Genomic DNA, 19,971 nt, shown 5'->3' on the forward strand with positions numbered 1-19,971 from the left:
TGGTGACCCTTACAGAGGCGCAGAGGGCCGCGCTGGCAGCCATAGACTGGGACCAAATCGATGGGCAGGAAGACGAGGACGACCGCCAACCGGTGCAAATGAGGGACGCCTCGTGGCGACCACCGACACCGTACAGAGCAACGGCGGTGCCACCGCAGCAGTAAATCTTGAAGGCTCCTCGGTTTTGATACCTGCTCTTTGCAACGGTGGACCGTAGTCGGAGCCGCCTGCTGAACTGAGGCTGCGAGGCATCATCGGTTAAAAGGAGCCGTAGGTAAATCGCTCATGAGATACCACGCAAGGGCGGAGTCGCCGTTCGCCTTGTGCTTCTTGATGGTCGCAAAGCCCCGGAAGCCGACATTGGATTTGAGCGACGAAGGTCGGAAGCGCGGACGACGCGCTCTTTCGCTGCGGCTGCACAAACGGCGGCTTCTGTGCCGCACGATACGGCTCGCGCCATCGATATGAATTTTCGGATAGCAGCCGTCGTTTCATCGCACAGTATAGATCAATGAGGGCTCGCAGCGGACATCCGATCCTGATTACTGGGTCGCTTCAGCGCGGACAAAGAACGCTTTCGTTCTGCCTTGGTAGTTGGCTGCTTTTTCGACATTCTGATCATTGATGGAAAAAGCTAATTTCTCCCGCGATGACCTTACTAATAGTTCCACCAGCATTTACGGCGCTATAGATTGACCTTGGCGGTCGAGCGGTGTCGTCGACGCTGCGATGCACCCAATCTTTCGCTTCCATAGCCTTCAGTGACTGTGACAAAGCGCGATCGGTGATCGTTTGCAAATTTCGCTTGATATCGTTGAAGCGGCTTGGTGTCTGAAGTGAACTCAGCACCGGCAAGGTCCATGATTTACGCAGCAAGCTCTGATCGCCCTCAGGAGATACACATTGAATTTTGCGCGCGATTGCCGCCGCCTTTTCTCCAGGCTGCGTGAGACGAAACTCGGGTCGTAGCGGATGGCCATAACCGGGATTTCTTTCTAACAGTCCAATCTCGATAAGATGATCCATGCTCTAAGCGAATGTAGTTCTGCTTGCGCCCGTGGATGCCAATAGTGGCGCTTGTCGCCCTGCAACACCTGCATGCGAGTTCGCTAGCAACCGCCCTGCCGACGTGCGGGTATCGAGCTGCAGATTGACGATATTAAGGGCGATCCCTCGCTGTTGAAGCGTATCTACCGTCTGGATGGCATCAAGAGTCGAGCGGAATGCGCAGTCAAGATCCCAAACGTACAGGGTGTCGCCTTCTTCCAAGGCGGTCAGAACCTTCTCGAAGATGGGTCGTTTCATCGTCGCACCCGAGGCGTACTCGATGAACAGCTCGTCACATAAGCCTTTCATTCCGTCGATCTGGCGATCAGGACGCAGCTCTTGTGTGGAAATTCTTAGATATGCCAGTTTCTTCATTGCTGCGTGCTTAGCGTTTTGCAAACCGCCTCATGCGACTGCAACCGTAAGGACCCTTTCTGTGTCTTTGCCTGGCTCTTGGAATTCGCCGAACAGGTTTGGCGAAAATCTCAAGTTTTCAGGCGTTATCTTCAGTATACGTTAATTCAATTCTTGATACAAATTATTCATCAAAAACAGTATTTTATTTGGATCTGAGATAACAACGAAAATGCGGTGAAAGCAGCGGCGCTGGCCCTGTACGGGCTGCTGCCAACAGCAGGCTCTGCAAGTGACTTCACAGCTGGCAAGGTCATTTCCGACATGAACGCGGCGGAGCAGTATTCCTATCTGGCAGGCTTGACGGAAGGTCTGGCCTACGCCCGCTACCGCGCCGATGGCAGTATGACCAACGGCATGACCTGCATCTATCAATGGTTCTATGACGAGGACGGCACTTTCGATGTGATATTGGCCGCCTTCGCCAAGTTTCAGGAGCGCACGCCCGGCGCAATCATGGCAGCACTCATTCAAAGGCGGTGCGATGCATGATGACAGATTTTGAAACAGCACTAGACCTAGCACGGGAGATACAGTTTGACGACGCGACACGCCTGCGAGAAGAAGGGTTTCGCCTGCAGGACGAGCGGATCGAAAAGCGCGCTGCCCAGATCGTCGAAGAGCAGGCAGAGAAATCAGACCTGATGACGGCAATCCTGGTGGATGGTGGCGCTGCATATGCCGCGCGGCTCAACGAACTGACGAGCAGGATCGATCTGCATCAACCGACAGCAGAACCATAATCAGGGTCCGGCCCGCGATGCTGTTGATCGGGGGGGCGATACGCCCGCGCGATTTCAGGACCGTGATGGGCAAAACCACTCTCAGCCGCGTATGGAACGCTGAAGCGGTGATCTAACCGGAGCCAAAGGGGCGCTGCGCCGAGATGGCCAGCGCCCTCTTTTGTATCCACCCAAACAGAAAGGATCACGCCATGGCTGACACCCAGAGACCGAGAACACCCCAACTTCACCGATGTCCTTGGACGACCGCCTTCTCGAAGAGTACCGAGACGACCTGCACGGCGTCGATATCTCCAATGAAGCCGCAAAGGTCTTCCTGATGTCCCTCTTTCGCATCATGAGCGCCTTTGTCGACCTAGGCGTAAAGATCGGCCCTACCGATGTGGAAGACATTATAATCAAACAAGAAAAGCATTCCGATCTTCGCGTTGATGTGCTACGATTACTGCACCCTGAAGACATGCCGCATGAAACAGTTGCACCCCGTTCACCCGATAACGAGAAGGAGCAACCGTGAGCACATACCGCACAGATATTAGGTCCCAACAACCCGCTGTCATTTACAGCCGCGTCTCAGGCGTCAAGCAGGCCACCACTGGTCACGGTCTCGATAGCCAAGAGACCCGCTGTCGGGATCACGCCGAGCGCCAAGGCTATGTCGTAGAGGCCGTCTTCCCCGATGATGTCTCTGGCGGTGGCGACTTCATGAAGCGCCCCGGCATGGTAGCCCTGCTCAGCTACCTCGACGCGCAGAAGGACAAATCCTACGTCGTCATCTTCGATGATCTCAAACGCTTTGCCCGCGATACTGAATTCCACATCCAACTGCGCCGGGCCTTCAAGCAGCGCGGTGCGCAGGTCGAATGCCTGAACTTCCGGTTTGAAGATACGCCGGAAGGCAAATTCCACGAGACAATTGTGGCGGCCCATGGCGAGTTGGAGCGCGAGCAGAACCGTCGACAAGCCATGCAGAAGACCAAGGCACGGCTGGAAAGCGGCTACAATACTTTCCCGCCACCTGTCGGTTACAGATGGGGCAAAGTCGCCCCACACGGCAAGCTCTACGTCCGCAACGAGCCGGAGGCATCCATCGTCGTTGAAGCGCTTGAGGAATTTGCCTCGGGGCGCTTTGCCAGCCAAGCCGAAGTGCAGCGCTGGCTTGAAGATCAACCTGCTTTTCCAAAAGCGGCGGGCGGGCGTGTCCGTCCGCAGCGCGTGACCGATATCCTAACGCGCCCGGTCTACGCAGGCTTCGTCGAGCATGAGGCGTGGGGCGTCACCCGGCGCAGGGGCCACCACGAAGCACTTATTAGTGCGGAAACCTACCAGCGCATTCAGGACATCCGCGCAGGCCGCACCAAAATCAGCAAACGCGCGGATCTCGGTCAAGATTTCATCCTGCGCGGCGCGGTGCTTTGCGCTGAGTGCGACGCGCCCTACCGCTCTGCCTGGTCGAAAGGAAAGTACAAGAAATATGCTTACTATGTGTGTCAGACCAAAACCTGTGAGAGCTATGGCAAATCGATCCCGCGCGCGCAGGTCGAAAGCGCATTCGAAGATATTTTTGAAAGACATCGCACCGACTTCAAACATGATCACCATTGCCCGCAAGATGTTCCGCAAGCTTTGGGACACGCGCGTGGCACAGGCAAATGCTCAAAGTAGCACTATCAAAGAAGAGCTGAAAGCCCTTGAAACGCGCATGCAGAAAACTCTGGACCGCATTGTCGGTGCCGACTCTGCAGCCGTGTCAAGCGCACTAGAGCAAAAGTACAATGAAATGGCGCTACAGCGGGCGGTTCTGGCCGAAAAAGCCGCGATCCCGTCCTCAAACAGCCATCACTTCAATGAGAAACTTGAACTTTCGCTGCAATTTCTAGCAAACCCTTGGAAAATATCGGATAAAGGTAGTTTTGAGTTACGCCGAAAAGTGCTCAAACTGGTCCTCACCCACCCTTTCCGCTACCATCGTAAAACAGGACCTCGAACTCCAAAAATATCATTTCCATTCAATGCCTTAACGGGAAATTGCGACCAGTTTGGTAAGATGGTGCGGGTGAAGGGACTTGAACCCCCACGCCTTGCGGCGCCAGAACCTAAATCTGGTGCGTCTACCAATTCCGCCACACCCGCACATCGCCGGTTAGCAAAACCGGTTGGCGCGCTGCTTAGCAAACCCGTGCAGGCAGCGCGAGAGGAAAATTTCGAACCTCTTAAGCAGATGTTATAATTATCCATGATCAACTTGGAGACAGGTTGAAGAAGGAAGAACGCCCATGAAGCCGAAAACGGTCGGGCGCGTAGACAACAGGCGCTGTCCGGTGCGCGACGGTGCGTTAGAAGGGGCCCGCTTTACCGGGCTGGTCTCGGGCGCGCGCATACTGACACTCAAGGGCGAACGCCCGGTTGATGGCTTGCGTGCGGGTGAACGTGTTCTGACCCGCGAAGGTGCTGTGCCTGTGACCCGGGTAGAGGTTGTCAGCGTGGTCGCGCCGACGGTCTATATCATCGCCGGGTCCCTGGGCCACTGCAGGCTGGAGCGCGATGCCTTGCTGACGGCCCACCAGACCGTCCATCTGCGCGATTGGCGCGCGCCGGCATTCTGTGGCACGCGCAACGCCTTTGTCGAGGCAGCCCAGCTTGTTGATGGGGAGTTCGTGCGCAGTCTTGGCCAGCAGGTTGTGACGCTGCACCGCGTGTTCTGCGCCACACCGCAAGTGCTCTACGCCGATGGTCTGGAACTTGGTACCGCGGATACGGCAGGTGTCGCCCGCGTCAGCAGAGCAAGCTAGACACCCATCTGGCGAAAAACACCCGGAAGCGCCTCTGGCAAATCCTCTGCAATCAGTCCCGGGCCGAAGGATCGCGCGCATTCATTGTGAAGGGCGGTGCCTGCGGCAGCGGCCAACAGGGGCGGCAAGCCCCTGGCGAGCAGGCCGCAGATAAATCCGGCCAGCACATCCCCGGATCCCGCCGTGGCCAACCAGGCGGCGCTGTCGTCTGGCGGGTTGATCACGCACCTGCCATCCGGACCGGCGATCACGGTATCCGGCCCCTTGAACAGCACAACACAACCCGCCTTTCTGGCCGCGTCACGGGTTGCATCGACCTTGGAATAGGCCGGGCCCCGCGTCGGCGGCGTGGCGAATTTCTCTTCGATCTCGGGGAAGAGCCGCACGAATTCACCACCGTGAGGCGTCAATACACAGCTGGTGTGCAAAGCGGTAAAGAGCTTTGGCCGCTCTGCCAGAAGCGTCAGCGCATCCGCATCCAGCACCGTGGCGCGCTCCAACGCCAGCACCGCGCCAAGCAGCTCTGCCGCGACATCATCTGCCCCCAAGGCAGGTCCCGCGCAAAAGGCATTCGCACGGGCGTCATCGGCAAACTGGACCTTCAGATCAGCGCCACCCTCCACCTGCCGGAGCATCACGGCGGTCTGATGTGCCGCAAGCTCGGGCAGCGCCTGTGCGCGCGCAGCGACGGTCACCAGCCCCGCGCCGATCCGCAAGGCACCACGGGCGGCCAGACGCGCGGCCCCGGTGTGCGCAGCGGGGCCACTGATCACAACCGCGTGGCCGTAATCGTATTTATGCCGTTGCCCAGATTTGCGCAGCACATACGGGGTGACAGGCTCATTTTTCAGGATGAAATTGGTATCAGAGGTGTGTCGTTGAAACTGTGGGAGGCCGATATCAACAACAACCACTTTTTCTGAGTGAGCCAGAAGTCCATGCGTCAGGAGATGGCCCGGTTTCTCGCCGTGGAATGTCACGGTCAAGTCGGCGCGCAGGCTGTCTCCCAAAACCCGCCCACTGTCGGCACAGACACCCGATGGGATATCAACAGAAAGGATTTTTGTATCTCCCCGGGCGGCATGCGCATTGATCTTCGAGAACAGGAGATCCAGTGAAGCGTCAATGGCGCGCGTAAGACCGGTGCCAAACAGGGCGTCCACCACCAGATCGGGTTTGAAACCCTGATCAATCTTCAATTCTTCTATCGAGACAACCGGCCCTAAATCCGTCCAGCGGTCAAAGTTCCGGCGGGCGTCGGGCGGCAAGTTTTCGGGCGCTCCGAGGCAGAACACCTGCACCCTCCAGCCATGTTCTTTCAACAGACGGGCCACGACAAAACCGTCGCCGCCGTTGTTGCCCGGACCGCAGAGCACAATGGCGCTATGATCGCCCGCCTGCATATCGGGCCACTGTGCAAACATCGCATCGACAACGCCCTGCCCGGCCCGCTCCATCAGGTCCAGACCCGTAACCTGACCCGACTCAATCGCCTTGCTTTCATGGGCGCGCATCTCTGCACCGGTCAGAAGTTCAGTCATTTTTGACCCTCGCGATTCACTTTCGCTTATTTTTTGTGCGACACGCCGCTAAAATAAGCGCACATTTGCCAAATGCACTTCGGACAGAAAGCAGTTTACGGCAATCCATGGACCGCTCCAGCCCGAAATGATCTGAACCCAAACGAAACATAGGCAGGGAGGCCCCCATGAAGAAGATCGAAGCGGTGATTAAGCCGTTCAAACTGGATGAGGTGAAAGAGGCCCTGCAAGAAGTCGGTGTCCAGGGTCTGTCCGTCATCGAAGTCAAGGGGTTCGGCCGCCAGAAGGGCCATACCGAGCTTTATCGCGGCGCCGAATATGTCGTGGATTTCCTGCCCAAGGTGAAAATCGAAATCGTGCTGGATGATGACATGGTCGACGCGGCCATCGAGGCCATCGTTTCGGCCGCCAAAACCGAAAAAATCGGCGACGGCAAGATTTTTGTCACGCCGGTCGAGCAATCGATCCGCATTCGTACAGGGGAAACCGGTTCCGACGCGCTCTGACCGGCCAACAGATTATCATTCCAACCAAGAGGGATATACGAGAATGAGCAAAGAATTACTGAAGATGATCAAGGATGAGGACGTCGAATATGTCGACATCCGCTTCACCGATCCGCGCGGGAAACTGCAGCACGTGACCGTGATGGCCGATCAGGTGGATGAAGACTTCCTTGAAGAAGGGTTCATGTTCGACGGCTCCTCCATCGAAGGTTGGAAATCCATCGAAGCCTCCGACATGAAGCTGATGCCTGACACAGACAGCGCCTATGTCGATCCTTTCTATGCGGAAAAGACCGTCTGTCTGCACTGCTCCGTCGTGGAACCGGACACCGGTGAGGCATACGAACGCGACCCGCGCGGCACGGCGCAGAAAGCCGAAGAATACCTGAAATCCACCGGCGTGGGTGACGTGGCCTATATGGGTCCGGAGGCGGAATTCTTCCTCTTCGACAACGTGAAATATTCCACCTCGATGAACAAAGTCTCCTACGAGGTCGATGCCTCCGACGGCGCATGGAACACCGACACCGATTACGAGATGGGTAACATGGGCCACCGCCCGGGCGTCAAGGGCGGTTACTTCCCGGTGAACCCCGTGGACGAAAGCCAGGACCTGCGCTCTGAGATGCTGTCGACCATGAAGCGTCTGGGCATGAAGGTGGACAAGCATCACCACGAAGTGGCCTCCTGCCAGCACGAGCTGGGTCTGATCTTTGACAGCCTGACGAAACAGGCCGATGAGCTGCAGAAATACAAATACGTGATCCACAATGTGGCCCATGCCTACGGCAAATCGGCGACCTTCATGCCGAAGCCGATCGCGGGCGACAACGGCACCGGCATGCACGTGAACATGTCAATCTGGAAAGACGGCAAGCCCGTGTTTGCAGGTGACAAATACGCCGATCTGTCTCAGGAAGCGCTGTATTTCATCGGTGGTATCCTGAAGCATGCCAAGGCGCTGAACGCCTTCACCAACCCTGGCACCAACAGCTACAAACGCCTGATCCCGGGCTTTGAAGCGCCCGTGCTGCGTGCCTATTCCGCGCGCAACCGCTCGGGCTGTGTGCGGATCCCATGGACCGAAAGCCCCAAAGCCAAGCGTGTCGAGGCCCGTTTCCCTGATCCGTCGGCGAACCCCTACCTGTGCTTTGCAGCACTACTGATGGCCGGTCTTGACGGCATCACCAGCAAGATCGATCCCGGTGAGGCGATGGACAAGAACCTCTATGATCTGCCTGCGGAAGAGCTGGCCGGCATCCCCACCGTCTGCGGTTCCCTGCGTGAAGCCATGGAAGAGCTGCAGGCCGATATGGACTTCCTGCTCAAGGGTGACGTCTTCACCAAGGATCAGATCGAAGGCTACATCGAGCTGAAGATGGAAGAGATCGAACAGTACGAACACACGCCGCACCCGGTCGAGTTCGCGCTCTATTACAGCTGCTAAAAACTTCTCTTAGCAGAGCAGGGTTTCACGAAAACCGTCTGCCTTTGATCTGCGAAAAGACTACGGAAAATCATCAAAAGCGCCCCTAGACCGGGGCGCTTTTTTCGTTGTCGCCTGCCCGGATTTTGAAATTTCCCATTCTTGGTGCATCATTGCCGCATTTGAACGATGCCGATTTAAAGATGGAGATTTGACCATGACGCTGTTTTTCTCGCGCCGCACCTATAATGCCTCGAAACAACGCTTCACCAACAACCCCGCTGACGTGACCCGCTATGTGCGATTGACCAGCGGCCCGGATGCCAGCGGAAAGTGGACAGGCGGGATCATCAGCAAGGACGACTGGCTGGCCCACGTCAAGGCAGAGGCCGCCACCAATGAGATCACGATCTACGTACATGGGTTCAACACCGATCAGATCGACAATCTGAACCGCATGAACAAGATCCGGGCCGGGTTGAACGGTGAAGGTTACCGCGGCGCCCTGATCGCCTATGACTGGCCCAGCGCGGGCACGGTGACGGCCTATGACAGCGACAAACGCCATGCCAAGCTGACGGCGGAACACCTTGTGCGTGATGGCATCCTGCCCCTGCTGGCGCTCTCCCCGCGCCCCAAGGTCAATCTGATCGCGCATTCCATGGGGGCCTATCTGGTGCTGCGCGCACTCTCTGAATTCGACGATGATGCAGGCCCCGGATCGGGGGCATGGAAACTCAATGAGACGTTGTTCGTGTCTGGCGATGCGGATCGCCGGTGGTTTGGCAAGGGCGCCTGGGGCGCGCTTCTGCTGGCGCATAGGTCCAAGCGGTTTACGAATTATTACAGCCAGTTGGACGATGTTCTGAATGCGGCTGTGCCTGCCAACGGGTTTCGTAAACGGGCAGGCCGCAGCGGCATGCCATCCGGTATCCACAAAAACCACGTCGATCTTTACAGCCATGAGCAGTATCTCAAGGATGTGGACGGGCCGAACCGGACCGTGCTGAACTCCCATCGCTGGTGGTTCGACAATGCCAAGTTTTACAGGGACGCGGGGTTGACGCTGGCCGGTCAGCCTGCCTTCCCGCTGCCAACACGACGCCGGACGACAACCACGGATCTCGCGCTGCTGAGTTGAGCCACCGCCGTCTCAGAGACGGAAATGTCTTGTCTTTAACAGCGCACCAGCGTAGAGGCAGCGAAGGCGCGTGGTGCCTGCCGTTCGCATTCTGGTGAAACCACGATGGTCCTTCCGATTTCTGATCCCATGGGTCGCGCATCGGTGCTGGCAATGCGGACACCTGCCCTCTCCTGCGACCTGAATGGAGATGAACGTGGATACACCTCTTCCTTCCCGCGACGCGTTGAAGGCCCAGGCCCGGCGGCTGCGGGCCCGGCTGATCGAGGCCGGTCAGCCCATGTCGCATTCGATGGCGCTCGAAGCCGTGGCGCACCAATGGGGCATGCGCGACTGGAACACGCTCTGCGCGCTGGCCGGTGATGCGCCCAGAACCGCATGGCAGATTGGTCAACGTGTGAGCGGCCGCTACCTCGGGCGGCGCTTTCAGGGCGTCGTGAAGGCGGCAAACCAGCGCGCGCAGGGGTTCTGGCGCATGACCATCCGGTTTGACCAGCCTGTGGATGTGGTGCGGTCAGAGCAGTTTTCCTGCCTGCGTCGCCAGATCAACTGCAGCCTAGACGCACGCGGGCGCAGCCCGCAGAAAACATCCGATGGCGTGCCGCAGGTCATTCTGAATGATCACTGGTCGCGCCCCTGACAGCGGTCCGGGCGTTCGATCACCGCGCCCGGATCACCCTTGCGTGGCTTTCACCACATAGCTGTGAATGGAAAAAACCACCGCGCTGCTCTCGGGCATGCGCACGATGCACTGACGTTCCGCCCGTTGGTAGGCGGCCTCGGCCTCGCCCGGTGCAATCCGGCGGGGCGACAGGGTCGAGCGGGGCTGAAACAGGTCCGGATCGTCATACCACAGGCGATTGTAGCGCCACATCGGGCGGCCCACCTGCACCCCGTCAAACAGGCGCTGCACCCGGCGGGCGATGCCTGCGTCGTATTCTTCCACCGTGTCGTGGATGCCGATCAACGGGCGTCCGACCTTCTCGCTCAGCCGCCAGCTGGCGGGAAAACACAGGCAGGCAGCCACCAACACATGTTCATCGCCGCGTTTGTCCATGATGCAGATGTCTTCCTGCACCAACTGGCCCAGCACGATCAGCGGCGCATCCCCGTCGAGCGGAACGATCTGCCCATCCGGGCAGCGGCACTGCCCGCCTGACACCTCAAAGCCCAGGCCCGTCAGCAGTTTCAAGGCCTGCGCCAGCACCTCACGCGCCGCCGCATCCGCGCCCGGATCCTGCCAATAAACCTCCGCACGCCGCGCCGCGATCAGCGACCGACGATGTGCCATCTGGGCGGCATAGGCGTCATCGACACGCAGCCAATCATCAGGGCCAAGGGGCTGCACACCCGGCAAGGCGCGTTCGTCCAGCATCTCCTGCGGCAGCTTTTCCTGTAAAATCTCCACCATAACAGCCACTTAGAGAGCGGCAGCGCCGTTGTCATCAAAAAACGACCCTGAATCGTGTCGCATTCGAGCAAACCTGCCGAAGAAATTGCGCCCAAGCTTGAGGGGCGACAGAGACAGCGAGGTCCACGATGAACCAGCATTACCGCGATAGCCGCAAGATCGACCCGACCCAGGGTGCAACGCTGGGCGATGGCTCGCCAAATGACATGGACCGGGTGGAGATCGGCCCGACACAGCTGGCCTTTGCGGAATGGGCGAATGCGGGGCTGGAATTGCCTGACCTCGCCGCGATGCGCGCCTATCGTCACGCCCGCCTGACGCAGCATATCGTTGACCGTGGCTATGCCGGGCTGCTGATGACCGACCCGCTCAACATCCGCTATGCGACCGACAGCACCAATATGCAGCTTTGGAACACCCACAACCCCTTTCGCGCCGTCCTGCTCTGCGCCGATGGCTATATGGTGATGTGGGACTACAAGAACGCGCCCTTCCTCAGCAAATTCAATCCTCTTGTCCGCGAACAGCGCTCCGGCGCTGATCTCTTCTACTTCGATCGGGGTGACAAGGTGGACGTGGCCGCCGACCATTTTGCCAATGAGGTGCGGGTGCTGCTGGCCGAACACGCACCGGGGCTGAAACACCTGGCGGTCGACAAGGTCATGCTGCACGGGCTGCGCGCGCTGGAAGCGCAGGGCTTCACGATCATGGACGGCGAAGAGGTGACCGAGAAGTCCCGCGCGGTGAAAGGCCTCGACGAGATCAAGGCGATGCGCTGTTCTTCTCACGCCTGCGAGACCGCGATGCGGGTGATGGAGGAGTTTGCCCGCACCCATGTCGGCGACGGTGTGACCTGCGAAGATGACATCTGGGCGATCCTGCACGCTGAAAACGTCCGCCGCGGCGGTGAGTGGATCGAAACCCGGCTACTCTCCTCCGGCCCCCGCACCAACCCGTGGTTTCAGGAATGCGGCCCGCGTGTGTGCCAGAAAAACGAGATCATCTCCTTCGACACCGATCTGGTGGGGGCTTACGGCATTTGCACCGATGTCTCGCGCAGCTGGTGGATCGGCGATGAAAAACCGCGCCCCGATATGATCTACGCCATGCAGCACGGGGTCGAGCACATCATGACCAACATGCAGATGCTGAAGCCCGGCGTGATGATCCCGGAGCTGTCTGCAGGTACCCATGTGCTGGACGCGCCGTTCCAGAAACAGAAATACGGCTGCCTGATGCATGGGGTCGGGTTGTGCGATGAATGGCCGTTGGTGGCCTACCCCGACCGCGCGGTGGCCGGGGCCTATGATTACCCTCTGGAGCCGGGCATGTGCCTCTGCGTGGAGGCCCTGGTCAGCCCCGAGGGTGGTGATTTCTCGATCAAGCTGGAGGATCAGGTTCTCATCACCGAGGACGGTTTCGAGAACCTGACCACCTACCCCTTCGACGATGCGCTGATGGGGCGTTAGCGCAGGTTACGGCGCGGGGAAGATATCCAGCCGGGCCAGGACATGCCGGGCCAGGATTTTGCGCTGCGGTGCCTCGTCAAAGCCACCCAGATCCATGTTGACCGCAAAAACATAAGTTTCATCCGCGGTCTCGACCCAGCCAACATACCACCCCAGATCCTCTTGCCCGCTGCGCAGGTTGTAACCGGTTTTCGCATAGAGCCTTGCGTCACCGGCTTCCGCCTCCATCATGATCTTGCGCGCATCCACATAGGTCGCGGGCGCGAGCGGCAGGTCCTCCTGTGCCAGTTTGCTCAGAAAGTCGATCTGTTCCTCGGCGCTGATCGCAAGCGGGCCACGCAGCCAGTATTTGTCGAGCGCGCTTTCATCGCCGATCTCCGCATTGCCATAGTCGAACGCCTGCAACCAGTCGGCCATCTTGTCGCCGCCGAGGCTGGTGGTGATATGCTGGTAAACCCAGACCGCGGAGCGCTGATAGGCGGATATCAGCGATTGATCCTGGTTCCAGCTGTCCATGAACCTTTCTTTGCCATCCCATTCGAAGGTGGTCTCCGGGGTGGCAAAGCCGCTCTCCAGCGCAATCAGCGTATGGGGAATTTTCGATGTCGACGCAGGCTGAAAGCGTTCCTCGGCCCGGGCAAAATTACTGCTCCATGTATGGCCGTCCGACAAGCGTTTCACCACCACCGCTGTGGTTGTATTCTCGACCCCTATCTCTGCAACATAGTCAGAAATATCATAGGGTTGTGCATAGGCACCTGCCGCAAAAAGACTGCAAAGCGCAGCAGTTCTCAACATCGACATCATAACGTTTCTCCTGAATATACATACTGTGACGGCACATTCGCGACGTCCAGAGTTTGGGTTTTTTATCGGGATGACTGCTTCTTTTATCCCACCCCGTTTCTAGTATTGCGGGAAGTCGGCGGCAAAGGGGAAATCATCGGAAATCCACCGGCATGTGCCCCTGCGCGGCAATCCGCCGGTAGCGGGGCCAGCGGGCCGCCTCCCGTGAAGACAGCGACCTGCGATCTTTCCGTCACCTCCCCGTGATCCTGCTGTCACACCTCTTGCATGCGTCCTGCCATGGCCCCACTCTGATCCCTGACAAAGGAGCGCTGCCATGCCCACTCAACGCATCACTTTTCCCGGACATGACGGCTCGGAGCTTGCCGCGCGTCTGGATGTCCCGGACGGGCCGCATTTGGCGACGGCGCTCTTTGCGCATTGCTTTACCTGCGGCAAGGATATTCCGGCCGCCCGGCGCATTGCCGCGCGTCTGGCGTCCATGGGGATCGCCGTGCTGCGTTTTGATTTCACCGGTCTGGGGCATTCTGCGGGCGAGTTCTCCAACACCTCCTTTACGTCCAATGTGGAGGACCTGATTGCGGCCAATGCATATCTCGCGGATCGCGGTATGACGCCGTCACTGATGATCGGGCATTCGCTGGGCGGTGCGGCGGTGCTGAAAGCCACCTCAAAGCTCGACACCATCAAGGCGGTCGCCACGCTGGGGGCGCCTTTTGATACCGAACACGTCACCCACAACTTCGCCGACGCCCTGCCCGAGATCATGTCCAAAGGCGTGGCCGAGGTGTCGCTGGGCGGTCGCCCTTTCCAGATCGGCAAAGGGTTCGTGGAGGACGTCGCCCAGGAGAAACTGAGCCCGGCCATCGCTGCCCTGAACGCCGCATTGCTGGTCCTGCACGCCCCGCGCGACGAAATCGTATCGATCGACAACGCGGGCCAGATTTTTCTAGCCGCAAAACATCCCAAAAGCTTTGTGACCCTCGACAGCGCCGATCACCTGATCACCCGCGGCGAGGACGCGGAATATGCGGCAGATGTGATCGCCACCTGGGTGCGGCGCTATATTACGCTGAAACCACCCGCCCCGCCCCCAGGCGCGCCGGAAGGCGTGCTGCGGGTCTCCGAAGCCGATCCGCAGGGCTATCTGACCGACATCACCTCGTCGGACGGGCACCACCTGCTGGCGGATGAACCGCTGGCCTATGGCGGCACCAACAAGGGGCTCAGCCCCTACGGATTTCTTTCTGCCGGTCTGGGGGCCTGCACCTCCATGACCCTCCGCATGTACGCGCGCCGTAAGGGCTGGCCGCTGGCCCATGTCTCCGTCGATGTGAGCCACAACAAGATGCACGCCCAGGACGCTGAAACCGCCGTTGGCGAGAAAATCGACACGTGGCGGCGGCGCATCACTTTGACCGGGGATCTGGATGCCGAACAACGCGCGCGCCTGCTGGAGATTGCCGATAAATGCCCGGTGCACCGCACGCTGGAGCGCAGTTCCACCGTCATCACCGAACTGGCGGAGTGACGGGCTCAGGGTGCCTCAGGCGCCAGAATGAAATGAGGCGCAGCCATCGGCTGCGCCTCGTATTTTAACAAAGCTGCGGGTCGCTCAGCGGCGCGCGTCGCCGACCATTTTCCAGATCGCTGGCAGAACCAGCGCTGCCAGCGCCAGCTTGATCGCATCGCCCAGCAGGAAGGGCGTCAGACCCCATGCGAGGATCGGCTTGTCCCAACCGTAAAGCTGGCCCAGCCACAGCAGTCCGGGCACGTAGAGCAGGATGTTGCCCAGCAACATCGCCACCGCCATCCAGACCATGGAGCGGTCCCAGCCGCGCTGCGCCAGCGCGCCCAGCAGCACCGTGGCCATCACGTAGCCCACCAGATAGCCGCCGGTGCCCCCCATCATGTATTCGATGCCGTTCAGATCGGCAGTGGAGCTTTGGAAGACATCAAATCCCAGCGCGCCGATGATCATGTAGCCCAGGATCGTCGCCAGACCGAGCCGCGCACCATAAGCGGCCCCGATGGTCAGCACGGCGAATGTGCCGAGGTTCATCAGCACGGGCGATCCCGGCACCGGCACCTTGATGTTCGCCGCAATGGTCAGCAGCGCGATGCCCAGAGCCACAAGCACAGCCTGTTTGATCCGACGCGCGGTGCCCTCGGAGGATACGAAATGATCTGCCAGAACAGAATGTGAGGCGGACAATTGCATGAGAAGAGGTCTCCTGTTGAGAATGCTTGGCCCCTGAATGCCGCAGCCACCCGCCCGGTGCAAGACCTGTTGCGCTAACGGCGGCTGTATTGGCTGACCATGCTGTAGGCTTTTCGCGGACCCGTCACCTCCCAGAGCGTCGAAAACGCGGGCCAGCGCGTAAAATCATAGTGCACCACATAGCTGTCAGGGTCGCACCAGTGCCTTGCAGTCCCGCCCTCGGCAGGCACGCGGTGAAAGAACCGACCGTCCTCGAAACAGACGTCCAGATCCGCGCCCCACAGGTACACCCGCTCTGCCTGCAGGGTCGGTCCGCCTGCCATCTCCAGCTGTCCCGTCTCGCGGTAGACCATGCCCTGCGACGCCGGTGTCCAGACCGCCTGCCCGACAAACTGTGCCGTCTGGCCGCCTTCGTGTTCGATCTGGCGGTGCAGGTCCCACCGGCCTTCGAAATCCGCCAGCACGCGCTCTGCGGCCTCAGTCTGCATAGACCGCATCGGTGATGTCGCCACCCGTCCCGATAAAGCGTATCCTATCGCCGGACCGCATCATGTCATAGCAGGCCCAGAGATCGGACGGCGGCCACTGGCTGCAATACCGGTCGCCCTCAACCCGCCAATAGCCCCAGCTGTCGACCCCGGCATTGTGAAGCGTGCGGCCCGAGGCCCGAAACTCCTGCCAGGCGCTGTCATACTGTAGCTTGCGGTCCGTCAGCGCCTGCTGCACCTCATCGCCCGTCAGCGGGGTCCAGACGACCGTCTCCGCCGCCGCCAGAGCAGGCCACAGCCCCATCAGAGCGATCCACACCAAACGCATAAACCCCGGCTCCCATCTTGTAGCGCCATGCCCGTCAGTCTATGAGCGCAGGCGAGCCGACACAAATACGAAAAGGTGCGCCGATGATCCCCCGCTACTCCCGCCCCGACATGGTTGCCATCTGGTCTCCGGAGACGAAATTCCGCATCTGGTACGAGATCGAAGCCCATGCCTGCGACGCGATGGCAGATCTGGGCGTGATCCCGCGCGAGAATGCAGAGGCCGTATGGAAAGCCAAGGATGTTGAGTTCGACGTCGCCCGCATCGACGAGATCGAGGCGGTGACCAAGCACGATGTGATCGCCTTTCTGACCCATCTGGCCGAACATGTGGGCAGCGACGAGGCGCGTTTCGTGCACCAGGGCATGACCTCCTCGGATGTGCTGGATACCTGCTTCAACGTGCAGCTGACCCGCGCCGCCGACCTGCTGATCGAGGATGTGAAGGCCCTGCTCGCCGCGCTGAAGCGCCGCGCGCTGGAGCATAAGGACACCGTGCGCATCGGGCGCAGCCACGGCATTCACGCGGAACCCACAACCATGGGCCTGACCTTCGCCCGCTTCTACGCCGAGATGGATCGCAACCTGGACCGTCTGGAAAGAGCCCGCGACGAGATTGCCACGGGTGCCATCTCGGGGGCCGTCGGCACCTTCGCCAATATCGACCCGGCGGTGGAAGAGCACGTCTGCAAGCAACTGGGGCTGGAGCCGGAGCCGATCTCCACCCAGGTGATCCCGCGCGACCGGCACGCCGCCTTCTTTGCCGCCCTCGGCGTGGTTGCCAGCTCCATAGAGAACATTGCAACCGAAATCCGTCACATGCAGCGCACCGAGGTGTTGGAAGGCGCGGAGTTTTTCTCCATGGGGCAAAAGGGCTCCTCGGCCATGCCGCACAAAAAGAACCCGGTGCTGACTGAAAACCTGACCGGGCTGGCGCGCATGGTCCGCTCTGCCGTGATCCCGGCGATGGAGAATGTGGCCCTCTGGCATGAACGCGACATCTCGCATTCGTCGGTCGAACGCATGATCGGACCGGATGCGACCATCACGCTCGACTTTGCCCTCGCCCGCCTCACGGGCGTGATCGACAAGATGCTGATCTTCCCGGAGAACATGCTGGACAACATGAACAAATTCCCCGGTCTGGTGATGAGCCAGCGCGTGCTTCTGGCGCTCACACAGGCCGGTGTCAGCCGCGAGGACGCCTACACTTTCGTGCAGCGCAACGCGCTTAAAGTCTGGGAACATCGCACGGACTTCAAAGAGGAACTGCTGGCAGACGCGGATGTGACAACGGCGCTCAGCCCGGCGGAGATCGAAGAGAAATTCGACCTCGGCTACCACACCAAACATGTCGACACGATCTTTGCGCGGGTGTTCAAGGACTAGGCAAAGCGCCGTTACCGCCAGAGCGGACCCGGCATTTTTGTTGACCATACGTCAACCGCTGCTACCTTGGAGGGTATTCAACACAGGAGACCCGCAATGACGATCAAGACCTTGGCCGCCGCGGTGGCCCTCACGCTTGCCCCTGCCCTGGCTTTTGCCGCCGGGTGCAATTACGGCAAAGAAGAAATCACCATGTCCTGCGCTGCAGGCACGGTTTATGATACCGACAGCAAATCCTGCGTGGCCACGACCACCTGATTTCAACTTTTTTATGCGATCACGCTTCTGTGATCGCATAAAATGACCCTCTGCCTTGTTATCGGCGTACAGTAATTAACCCGTGCAAGGAGATTTCTTAAATGCGTATTTTTCTGACAGCAGCCTTCCTGTTGCCCACCGCCGTTCTGGCCAATGGGGGCAACGATGATGCTCCGCCCCCAAAACCGGCTGTGAGCTGCGACGGCGCAAAGATCTATGACAAGAAAACAAAGACCTGTGTGGATGCTCAGGAAAGCAGCCTCGAAAGCGAACAGCTCTATCTGGCCGTGCGCCAGCTGGCCTATGCAGGCCGCTACCAGGACGCCCAGACCGTCGCGCAGGCACTGCCCCGCGATCATGCCGGGCGCCTCACCTACATGGGCTTCACCCACCGCAAGATGGGCAATGTCGATCTGGGCATGATGTTCTACGAACAGGCGATTGCCGAGAACCCAGGCAATATTCTGGCACGCTCCTACATGGGCCAGGGCCTTGTCGAGGCGGGCGATGTCAAAGGCGCCATGGTGCAATTGCGGGCCATTCGTGCCCACGGTGGCGCAGGCACATGGTCCGAGGCGTCGCTGCGCAATGCCATCGCGACGGGCACCACATACAACTACTGACTTCAGCCAATCCTTAACCTTTATCTGCGAGAACAAAGAGAGATCAGGTTCAGGCAGGTGAAGATGACAGATATGGTTCCAATGGCTCCGTTTCCGGCTTTGCCGGAGACGGAAAACAAGGCTCCGGTCTCCTTGAGCCGTAAGGCAAAGGCGGCGATTGTGGTGCGGCTGCTGTTGAACGAAGGGGCAGATATCCCGCTTGAAGATCTGCCCGAGGAGCTTCAGGCGCAACTGACCAAGCAGATGGGATCCATGCGGCTGGTCGACCGTGGCACGCTGGGCAGCGTGGCGTCCGAATTTGCCGATGAACTCGAAAGCATAGGTCTCTCTTTCCCTGGTGGGATCGCAGGCGCGCTGGATTCGCTCGACGGGCGGATTTCCAAACATACCGCAGCGCGCCTGCGCAAAGAGGCAGGTGTGCGCCAATATGGCGACCCATGGGCACGGTTGCGGGACATGGGCGCGGAAAAGCTCCTGCCGGTGCTGGAGAATGAAAGCACCGAGGTTGCGGCCGTGCTGCTGTCGAAAATCGACGTATCGCGGGCTGCCGAGTTGCTGAGCAAGCTGCCCGGACCGCAGGCCCGGCGTATCACCTATGCAGTGTCCCAGACCAGTGCCGTAACGCCTGACGCGGTGGACCGTATCGGCCTGTCGCTGGCGGCACAGCTGGATGCGGAACCGATGAAAGCCTTCGACGACGGACCGGTGGAACGGGTCGGCGCGATCCTGAATTCCACCCCATCCGTGACGCGCGACGACGTGCTGGAAGGTCTGGACGAGACTGACGCCGGATTTGCGGATCTGGTGCGCAAGGCGATCTTTACCTTCGCCAACATTCCGAAACGGATTGCAGCCCGCGACATCCCCCGGGTCATTCGCGAGCTGGATCAGGAGGTGCTGGTCACCGCGCTGGCCGGATCAGAAGCTGCCGGCATGCAAGACAGCGCCGATTTCATTCTGGAGAATATGTCGGGGCGCATGGCCGATCAGCTGCGCGAGGAAGTCTCTGAGCGCGAGAAGGTCAAGCCCGCCGAGTGCGAAGAGGCAATGGCAACGATCGTGACGCAGATTCGCGACATGGAGGCCTCTGGCGACCTGTTGCTGGTGGTGCAGGACAGCGACGACGACTGACGGTGGGCACTCGGAACCGGTTGTCTGATTTAATCAGGGAACTGCAGCTTCGAGACGTTTGCCTGTGCACCGGTTGTTCTGCGCCGTCCGTTTGCCTGCGCCGAAAGATGCGCCGAACGGTTTGCCATGGATGTGTCACATGCTCGCTGTGGCCAAGCCGACGCGCAAAAGCGATTTCCAGGCGCGGGTGAAAACGCGCGAGGTATTGAGCAGTCATGCTGGATCGGCGACTGGCCT

23 protein-coding genes and 1 tRNA gene are annotated in these 19,971 nt (G+C 59.6%); 15 read left to right on the forward strand and 9 right to left on the reverse strand.

Going from position 1 to position 19,971, the window contains the following annotated elements; all coding sequences use genetic code 11:
* Window positions 1-618: 618 nt before the first annotated feature.
* Window positions 619-1,026 (reverse strand): winged helix-turn-helix transcriptional regulator, encoded by a 408-nt coding sequence (locus ISX84_RS23480; protein ID WP_195820698.1) that lies wholly within the window; start codon window positions 1,024-1,026, stop codon window positions 619-621.
* Window positions 1,027-1,029: 3 nt separating this feature from the next.
* On the reverse strand, window positions 1,030-1,422 hold the full coding sequence (locus ISX84_RS23485) for a recombinase family protein (protein WP_195820699.1): 393 nt from the start codon (window positions 1,420-1,422) through the stop codon (window positions 1,030-1,032).
* Window positions 1,423-1,638: 216 nt separating this feature from the next.
* On the opposite strand from ISX84_RS23485, the gene ISX84_RS12525 reads away from it, so the two are divergent.
* From ISX84_RS12525 to ISX84_RS23490, 4 genes are all read left to right on the forward strand, one after another.
* Window positions 1,639-1,953 (forward strand): hypothetical protein, encoded by a 315-nt coding sequence (locus ISX84_RS12525; RefSeq protein WP_195820700.1) that lies wholly within the window; start codon window positions 1,639-1,641, stop codon window positions 1,951-1,953.
* The gene (locus tag ISX84_RS12530; protein ID WP_195820701.1) at window positions 1,950-2,204 is read left to right on the forward strand and encodes a hypothetical protein; all 255 of its coding nucleotides are present in this window, start codon (window positions 1,950-1,952) and stop codon (window positions 2,202-2,204) included. Before ISX84_RS12525 ends, ISX84_RS12530 begins: the two co-directional genes overlap by 4 nt.
* A gap of 232 nt (window positions 2,205-2,436) precedes the next feature.
* Window positions 2,437-2,721 (forward strand): hypothetical protein, encoded by a 285-nt coding sequence (locus tag ISX84_RS12535; protein ID WP_195820702.1) that lies wholly within the window; start codon window positions 2,437-2,439, stop codon window positions 2,719-2,721.
* Entirely contained in the window at window positions 2,718-3,869 is a 1,152-nt protein-coding gene (locus tag ISX84_RS23490; RefSeq protein ID WP_195820703.1) for a recombinase family protein, read from the forward strand. The genes ISX84_RS12535 and ISX84_RS23490 overlap by 4 nt, the downstream gene beginning before the upstream one ends.
* 383 nt (window positions 3,870-4,252) lie before the next feature.
* Here the strand turns inward: ISX84_RS23490 and ISX84_RS12545 are convergent.
* Window positions 4,253-4,337 (reverse strand) — tRNA-Leu (locus tag ISX84_RS12545).
* Window positions 4,338-4,480: 143 nt separating this feature from the next.
* On the opposite strand from ISX84_RS12545, the gene ISX84_RS12550 reads away from it, so the two are divergent.
* Window positions 4,481-4,996, forward strand: a complete 516-nt coding sequence (locus ISX84_RS12550; protein ID WP_195820704.1) for a Hint domain-containing protein — start codon at window positions 4,481-4,483, stop codon at window positions 4,994-4,996.
* Here the strand turns inward: ISX84_RS12550 and ISX84_RS12555 are convergent.
* Window positions 4,993-6,537 carry an NAD(P)H-hydrate dehydratase gene (locus ISX84_RS12555; RefSeq protein WP_195820705.1) on the reverse strand — a complete coding sequence of 515 codons (1,545 nt, stop codon included), beginning with the start codon at window positions 6,535-6,537 and terminating at the stop codon, window positions 4,993-4,995. The two genes, ISX84_RS12550 and ISX84_RS12555, sit on opposite strands and share 4 nt — an antisense overlap.
* A 167-nt stretch (window positions 6,538-6,704) precedes the next feature.
* Here ISX84_RS12555 and ISX84_RS12560 point away from each other — a divergent pair, with 167 nt between their 5' ends.
* The 4 genes from ISX84_RS12560 to ISX84_RS12575 all read left to right on the forward strand — a co-directional run bounded on the left by ISX84_RS12560 (window position 6,705) and on the right by ISX84_RS12575 (window position 10,250).
* Window positions 6,705-7,043, forward strand: a complete 339-nt coding sequence (locus ISX84_RS12560) for a P-II family nitrogen regulator (protein WP_195820706.1) — start codon at window positions 6,705-6,707, stop codon at window positions 7,041-7,043.
* A gap of 43 nt (window positions 7,044-7,086) precedes the next feature.
* Complete coding sequence (glnA, locus tag ISX84_RS12565; protein ID WP_195820707.1) at window positions 7,087-8,490, forward strand: type I glutamate--ammonia ligase; 1,404 nt, start codon at window positions 7,087-7,089, stop codon at window positions 8,488-8,490.
* A 196-nt stretch (window positions 8,491-8,686) separates the two neighbouring features.
* Window positions 8,687-9,610 (forward strand): alpha/beta fold hydrolase, encoded by a 924-nt coding sequence (locus tag ISX84_RS12570; RefSeq protein ID WP_195820708.1) that lies wholly within the window; start codon window positions 8,687-8,689, stop codon window positions 9,608-9,610.
* A 190-nt stretch (window positions 9,611-9,800) separates the two neighbouring features.
* Window positions 9,801-10,250: a glyoxalase superfamily protein gene (locus ISX84_RS12575; protein WP_195820709.1), complete on the forward strand. Its 450-nt coding sequence runs from the start codon at window positions 9,801-9,803 to the stop codon at window positions 10,248-10,250.
* A gap of 33 nt (window positions 10,251-10,283) precedes the next feature.
* Here the strand turns inward: ISX84_RS12575 and ISX84_RS12580 are convergent, their stop codons facing one another.
* The gene (locus tag ISX84_RS12580; RefSeq protein WP_195820710.1) at window positions 10,284-11,021 is read right to left on the reverse strand and encodes a heme-dependent oxidative N-demethylase family protein; all 738 of its coding nucleotides are present in this window, start codon (window positions 11,019-11,021) and stop codon (window positions 10,284-10,286) included.
* A 128-nt stretch (window positions 11,022-11,149) separates the two neighbouring features.
* Between ISX84_RS12580 and dddP the strand changes: the two genes are divergently transcribed.
* The gene (gene dddP / locus ISX84_RS12585) at window positions 11,150-12,490 is read left to right on the forward strand and encodes a dimethylsulfonioproprionate lyase DddP (RefSeq protein WP_195820711.1); all 1,341 of its coding nucleotides are present in this window, start codon (window positions 11,150-11,152) and stop codon (window positions 12,488-12,490) included.
* 6 nt (window positions 12,491-12,496) lie between these two features.
* Here the strand turns inward: dddP and ISX84_RS12590 are convergent, their stop codons facing one another.
* Window positions 12,497-13,297 (reverse strand): class D beta-lactamase, encoded by an 801-nt coding sequence (locus ISX84_RS12590; protein ID WP_195820712.1) that lies wholly within the window; start codon window positions 13,295-13,297, stop codon window positions 12,497-12,499.
* Between the two features lie 316 nt (window positions 13,298-13,613).
* On the opposite strand from ISX84_RS12590, the gene ISX84_RS12595 reads away from it, so the two are divergent.
* The gene (locus ISX84_RS12595) at window positions 13,614-14,828 is read left to right on the forward strand and encodes a bifunctional alpha/beta hydrolase/OsmC family protein (RefSeq protein WP_195820713.1); all 1,215 of its coding nucleotides are present in this window, start codon (window positions 13,614-13,616) and stop codon (window positions 14,826-14,828) included.
* A gap of 84 nt (window positions 14,829-14,912) precedes the next feature.
* Here the strand turns inward: ISX84_RS12595 and ISX84_RS12600 are convergent, their stop codons facing one another.
* The 3 genes from ISX84_RS12600 to ISX84_RS12610 all read right to left on the reverse strand — a co-directional run bounded on the left by ISX84_RS12600 (window position 14,913) and on the right by ISX84_RS12610 (window position 16,334).
* Window positions 14,913-15,518, reverse strand: a complete 606-nt coding sequence (locus tag ISX84_RS12600) for a biotin transporter BioY (RefSeq protein ID WP_195820714.1) — start codon at window positions 15,516-15,518, stop codon at window positions 14,913-14,915.
* 74 nt (window positions 15,519-15,592) lie between these two features.
* Entirely contained in the window at window positions 15,593-16,006 is a 414-nt protein-coding gene (locus ISX84_RS12605) for a DUF6314 family protein (RefSeq protein WP_229884282.1), read from the reverse strand.
* The gene (locus ISX84_RS12610) at window positions 15,996-16,334 is read right to left on the reverse strand and encodes a hypothetical protein (RefSeq protein WP_195820716.1); all 339 of its coding nucleotides are present in this window, start codon (window positions 16,332-16,334) and stop codon (window positions 15,996-15,998) included. The genes ISX84_RS12605 and ISX84_RS12610 overlap by 11 nt, the downstream gene beginning before the upstream one ends.
* A gap of 83 nt (window positions 16,335-16,417) precedes the next feature.
* Between ISX84_RS12610 and purB the strand changes: the two genes are divergently transcribed.
* The 4 genes from purB to ISX84_RS12630 all read left to right on the forward strand — a co-directional run bounded on the left by purB (window position 16,418) and on the right by ISX84_RS12630 (window position 19,734).
* The gene (gene purB / locus ISX84_RS12615; protein WP_195820717.1) at window positions 16,418-17,722 is read left to right on the forward strand and encodes an adenylosuccinate lyase; all 1,305 of its coding nucleotides are present in this window, start codon (window positions 16,418-16,420) and stop codon (window positions 17,720-17,722) included.
* Window positions 17,723-17,818: 96 nt separating this feature from the next.
* Window positions 17,819-17,980: an adenylosuccinate lyase gene (locus ISX84_RS12620; RefSeq protein WP_195820718.1), complete on the forward strand. Its 162-nt coding sequence runs from the start codon at window positions 17,819-17,821 to the stop codon at window positions 17,978-17,980.
* Between the two features lie 101 nt (window positions 17,981-18,081).
* Window positions 18,082-18,603 carry a tetratricopeptide repeat protein gene (locus ISX84_RS12625; RefSeq protein WP_195820719.1) on the forward strand — a complete coding sequence of 174 codons (522 nt, stop codon included), beginning with the start codon at window positions 18,082-18,084 and terminating at the stop codon, window positions 18,601-18,603.
* 72 nt (window positions 18,604-18,675) lie between these two features.
* The gene (locus tag ISX84_RS12630; RefSeq protein ID WP_195820818.1) at window positions 18,676-19,734 is read left to right on the forward strand and encodes a flagellar motor switch protein FliG; all 1,059 of its coding nucleotides are present in this window, start codon (window positions 18,676-18,678) and stop codon (window positions 19,732-19,734) included.
* The last annotated feature ends 237 nt before the right edge of the window (window positions 19,735-19,971 follow it).

The sequence above is a fragment of the Roseobacter sp. MH60115 genome, assembly GCF_015644665.1.
Classification (GTDB): domain Bacteria; phylum Pseudomonadota; class Alphaproteobacteria; order Rhodobacterales; family Rhodobacteraceae; genus Roseobacter.

Coding starts and splice junctions, on each gene's coding strand:
- ISX84_RS23480 (WP_195820698.1), bottom strand. CDS start 1,026: ATGGATCATCTTATCGAGATTGGACTGTTAGAAAGAAATCCCGGTTAT.
- ISX84_RS23485 (WP_195820699.1), bottom strand. CDS start 1,422: ATGAAGAAACTGGCATATCTAAGAATTTCCACACAAGAGCTGCGTCCT.
- ISX84_RS12530 (WP_195820701.1), top strand. CDS start 1,950: ATGATGACAGATTTTGAAACAGCACTAGACCTAGCACGGGAGATACAG.
- ISX84_RS12535 (WP_195820702.1), top strand. CDS start 2,437: ATGTCCTTGGACGACCGCCTTCTCGAAGAGTACCGAGACGACCTGCAC.
- ISX84_RS12550 (WP_195820704.1), top strand. CDS start 4,481: ATGAAGCCGAAAACGGTCGGGCGCGTAGACAACAGGCGCTGTCCGGTG.
- ISX84_RS12555 (WP_195820705.1), bottom strand. CDS start 6,537: ATGACTGAACTTCTGACCGGTGCAGAGATGCGCGCCCATGAAAGCAAG.
- ISX84_RS12560 (WP_195820706.1), top strand. CDS start 6,705: ATGAAGAAGATCGAAGCGGTGATTAAGCCGTTCAAACTGGATGAGGTG.
- glnA (WP_195820707.1), top strand. CDS start 7,087: ATGAGCAAAGAATTACTGAAGATGATCAAGGATGAGGACGTCGAATAT.
- ISX84_RS12570 (WP_195820708.1), top strand. CDS start 8,687: ATGACGCTGTTTTTCTCGCGCCGCACCTATAATGCCTCGAAACAACGC.
- ISX84_RS12575 (WP_195820709.1), top strand. CDS start 9,801: ATGAACGTGGATACACCTCTTCCTTCCCGCGACGCGTTGAAGGCCCAG.
- ISX84_RS12580 (WP_195820710.1), bottom strand. CDS start 11,021: ATGGTGGAGATTTTACAGGAAAAGCTGCCGCAGGAGATGCTGGACGAA.
- dddP (WP_195820711.1), top strand. CDS start 11,150: ATGAACCAGCATTACCGCGATAGCCGCAAGATCGACCCGACCCAGGGT.
- ISX84_RS12590 (WP_195820712.1), bottom strand. CDS start 13,297: ATGATGTCGATGTTGAGAACTGCTGCGCTTTGCAGTCTTTTTGCGGCA.
- ISX84_RS12595 (WP_195820713.1), top strand. CDS start 13,614: ATGCCCACTCAACGCATCACTTTTCCCGGACATGACGGCTCGGAGCTT.
- ISX84_RS12600 (WP_195820714.1), bottom strand. CDS start 15,518: ATGCAATTGTCCGCCTCACATTCTGTTCTGGCAGATCATTTCGTATCC.
- ISX84_RS12605 (WP_229884282.1), bottom strand. CDS start 16,006: ATGCAGACTGAGGCCGCAGAGCGCGTGCTGGCGGATTTCGAAGGCCGG.
- ISX84_RS12610 (WP_195820716.1), bottom strand. CDS start 16,334: ATGCGTTTGGTGTGGATCGCTCTGATGGGGCTGTGGCCTGCTCTGGCG.
- purB (WP_195820717.1), top strand. CDS start 16,418: ATGATCCCCCGCTACTCCCGCCCCGACATGGTTGCCATCTGGTCTCCG.
- ISX84_RS12620 (WP_195820718.1), top strand. CDS start 17,819: ATGACGATCAAGACCTTGGCCGCCGCGGTGGCCCTCACGCTTGCCCCT.
- ISX84_RS12625 (WP_195820719.1), top strand. CDS start 18,082: ATGCGTATTTTTCTGACAGCAGCCTTCCTGTTGCCCACCGCCGTTCTG.
- ISX84_RS12630 (WP_195820818.1), top strand. CDS start 18,676: ATGGTTCCAATGGCTCCGTTTCCGGCTTTGCCGGAGACGGAAAACAAG.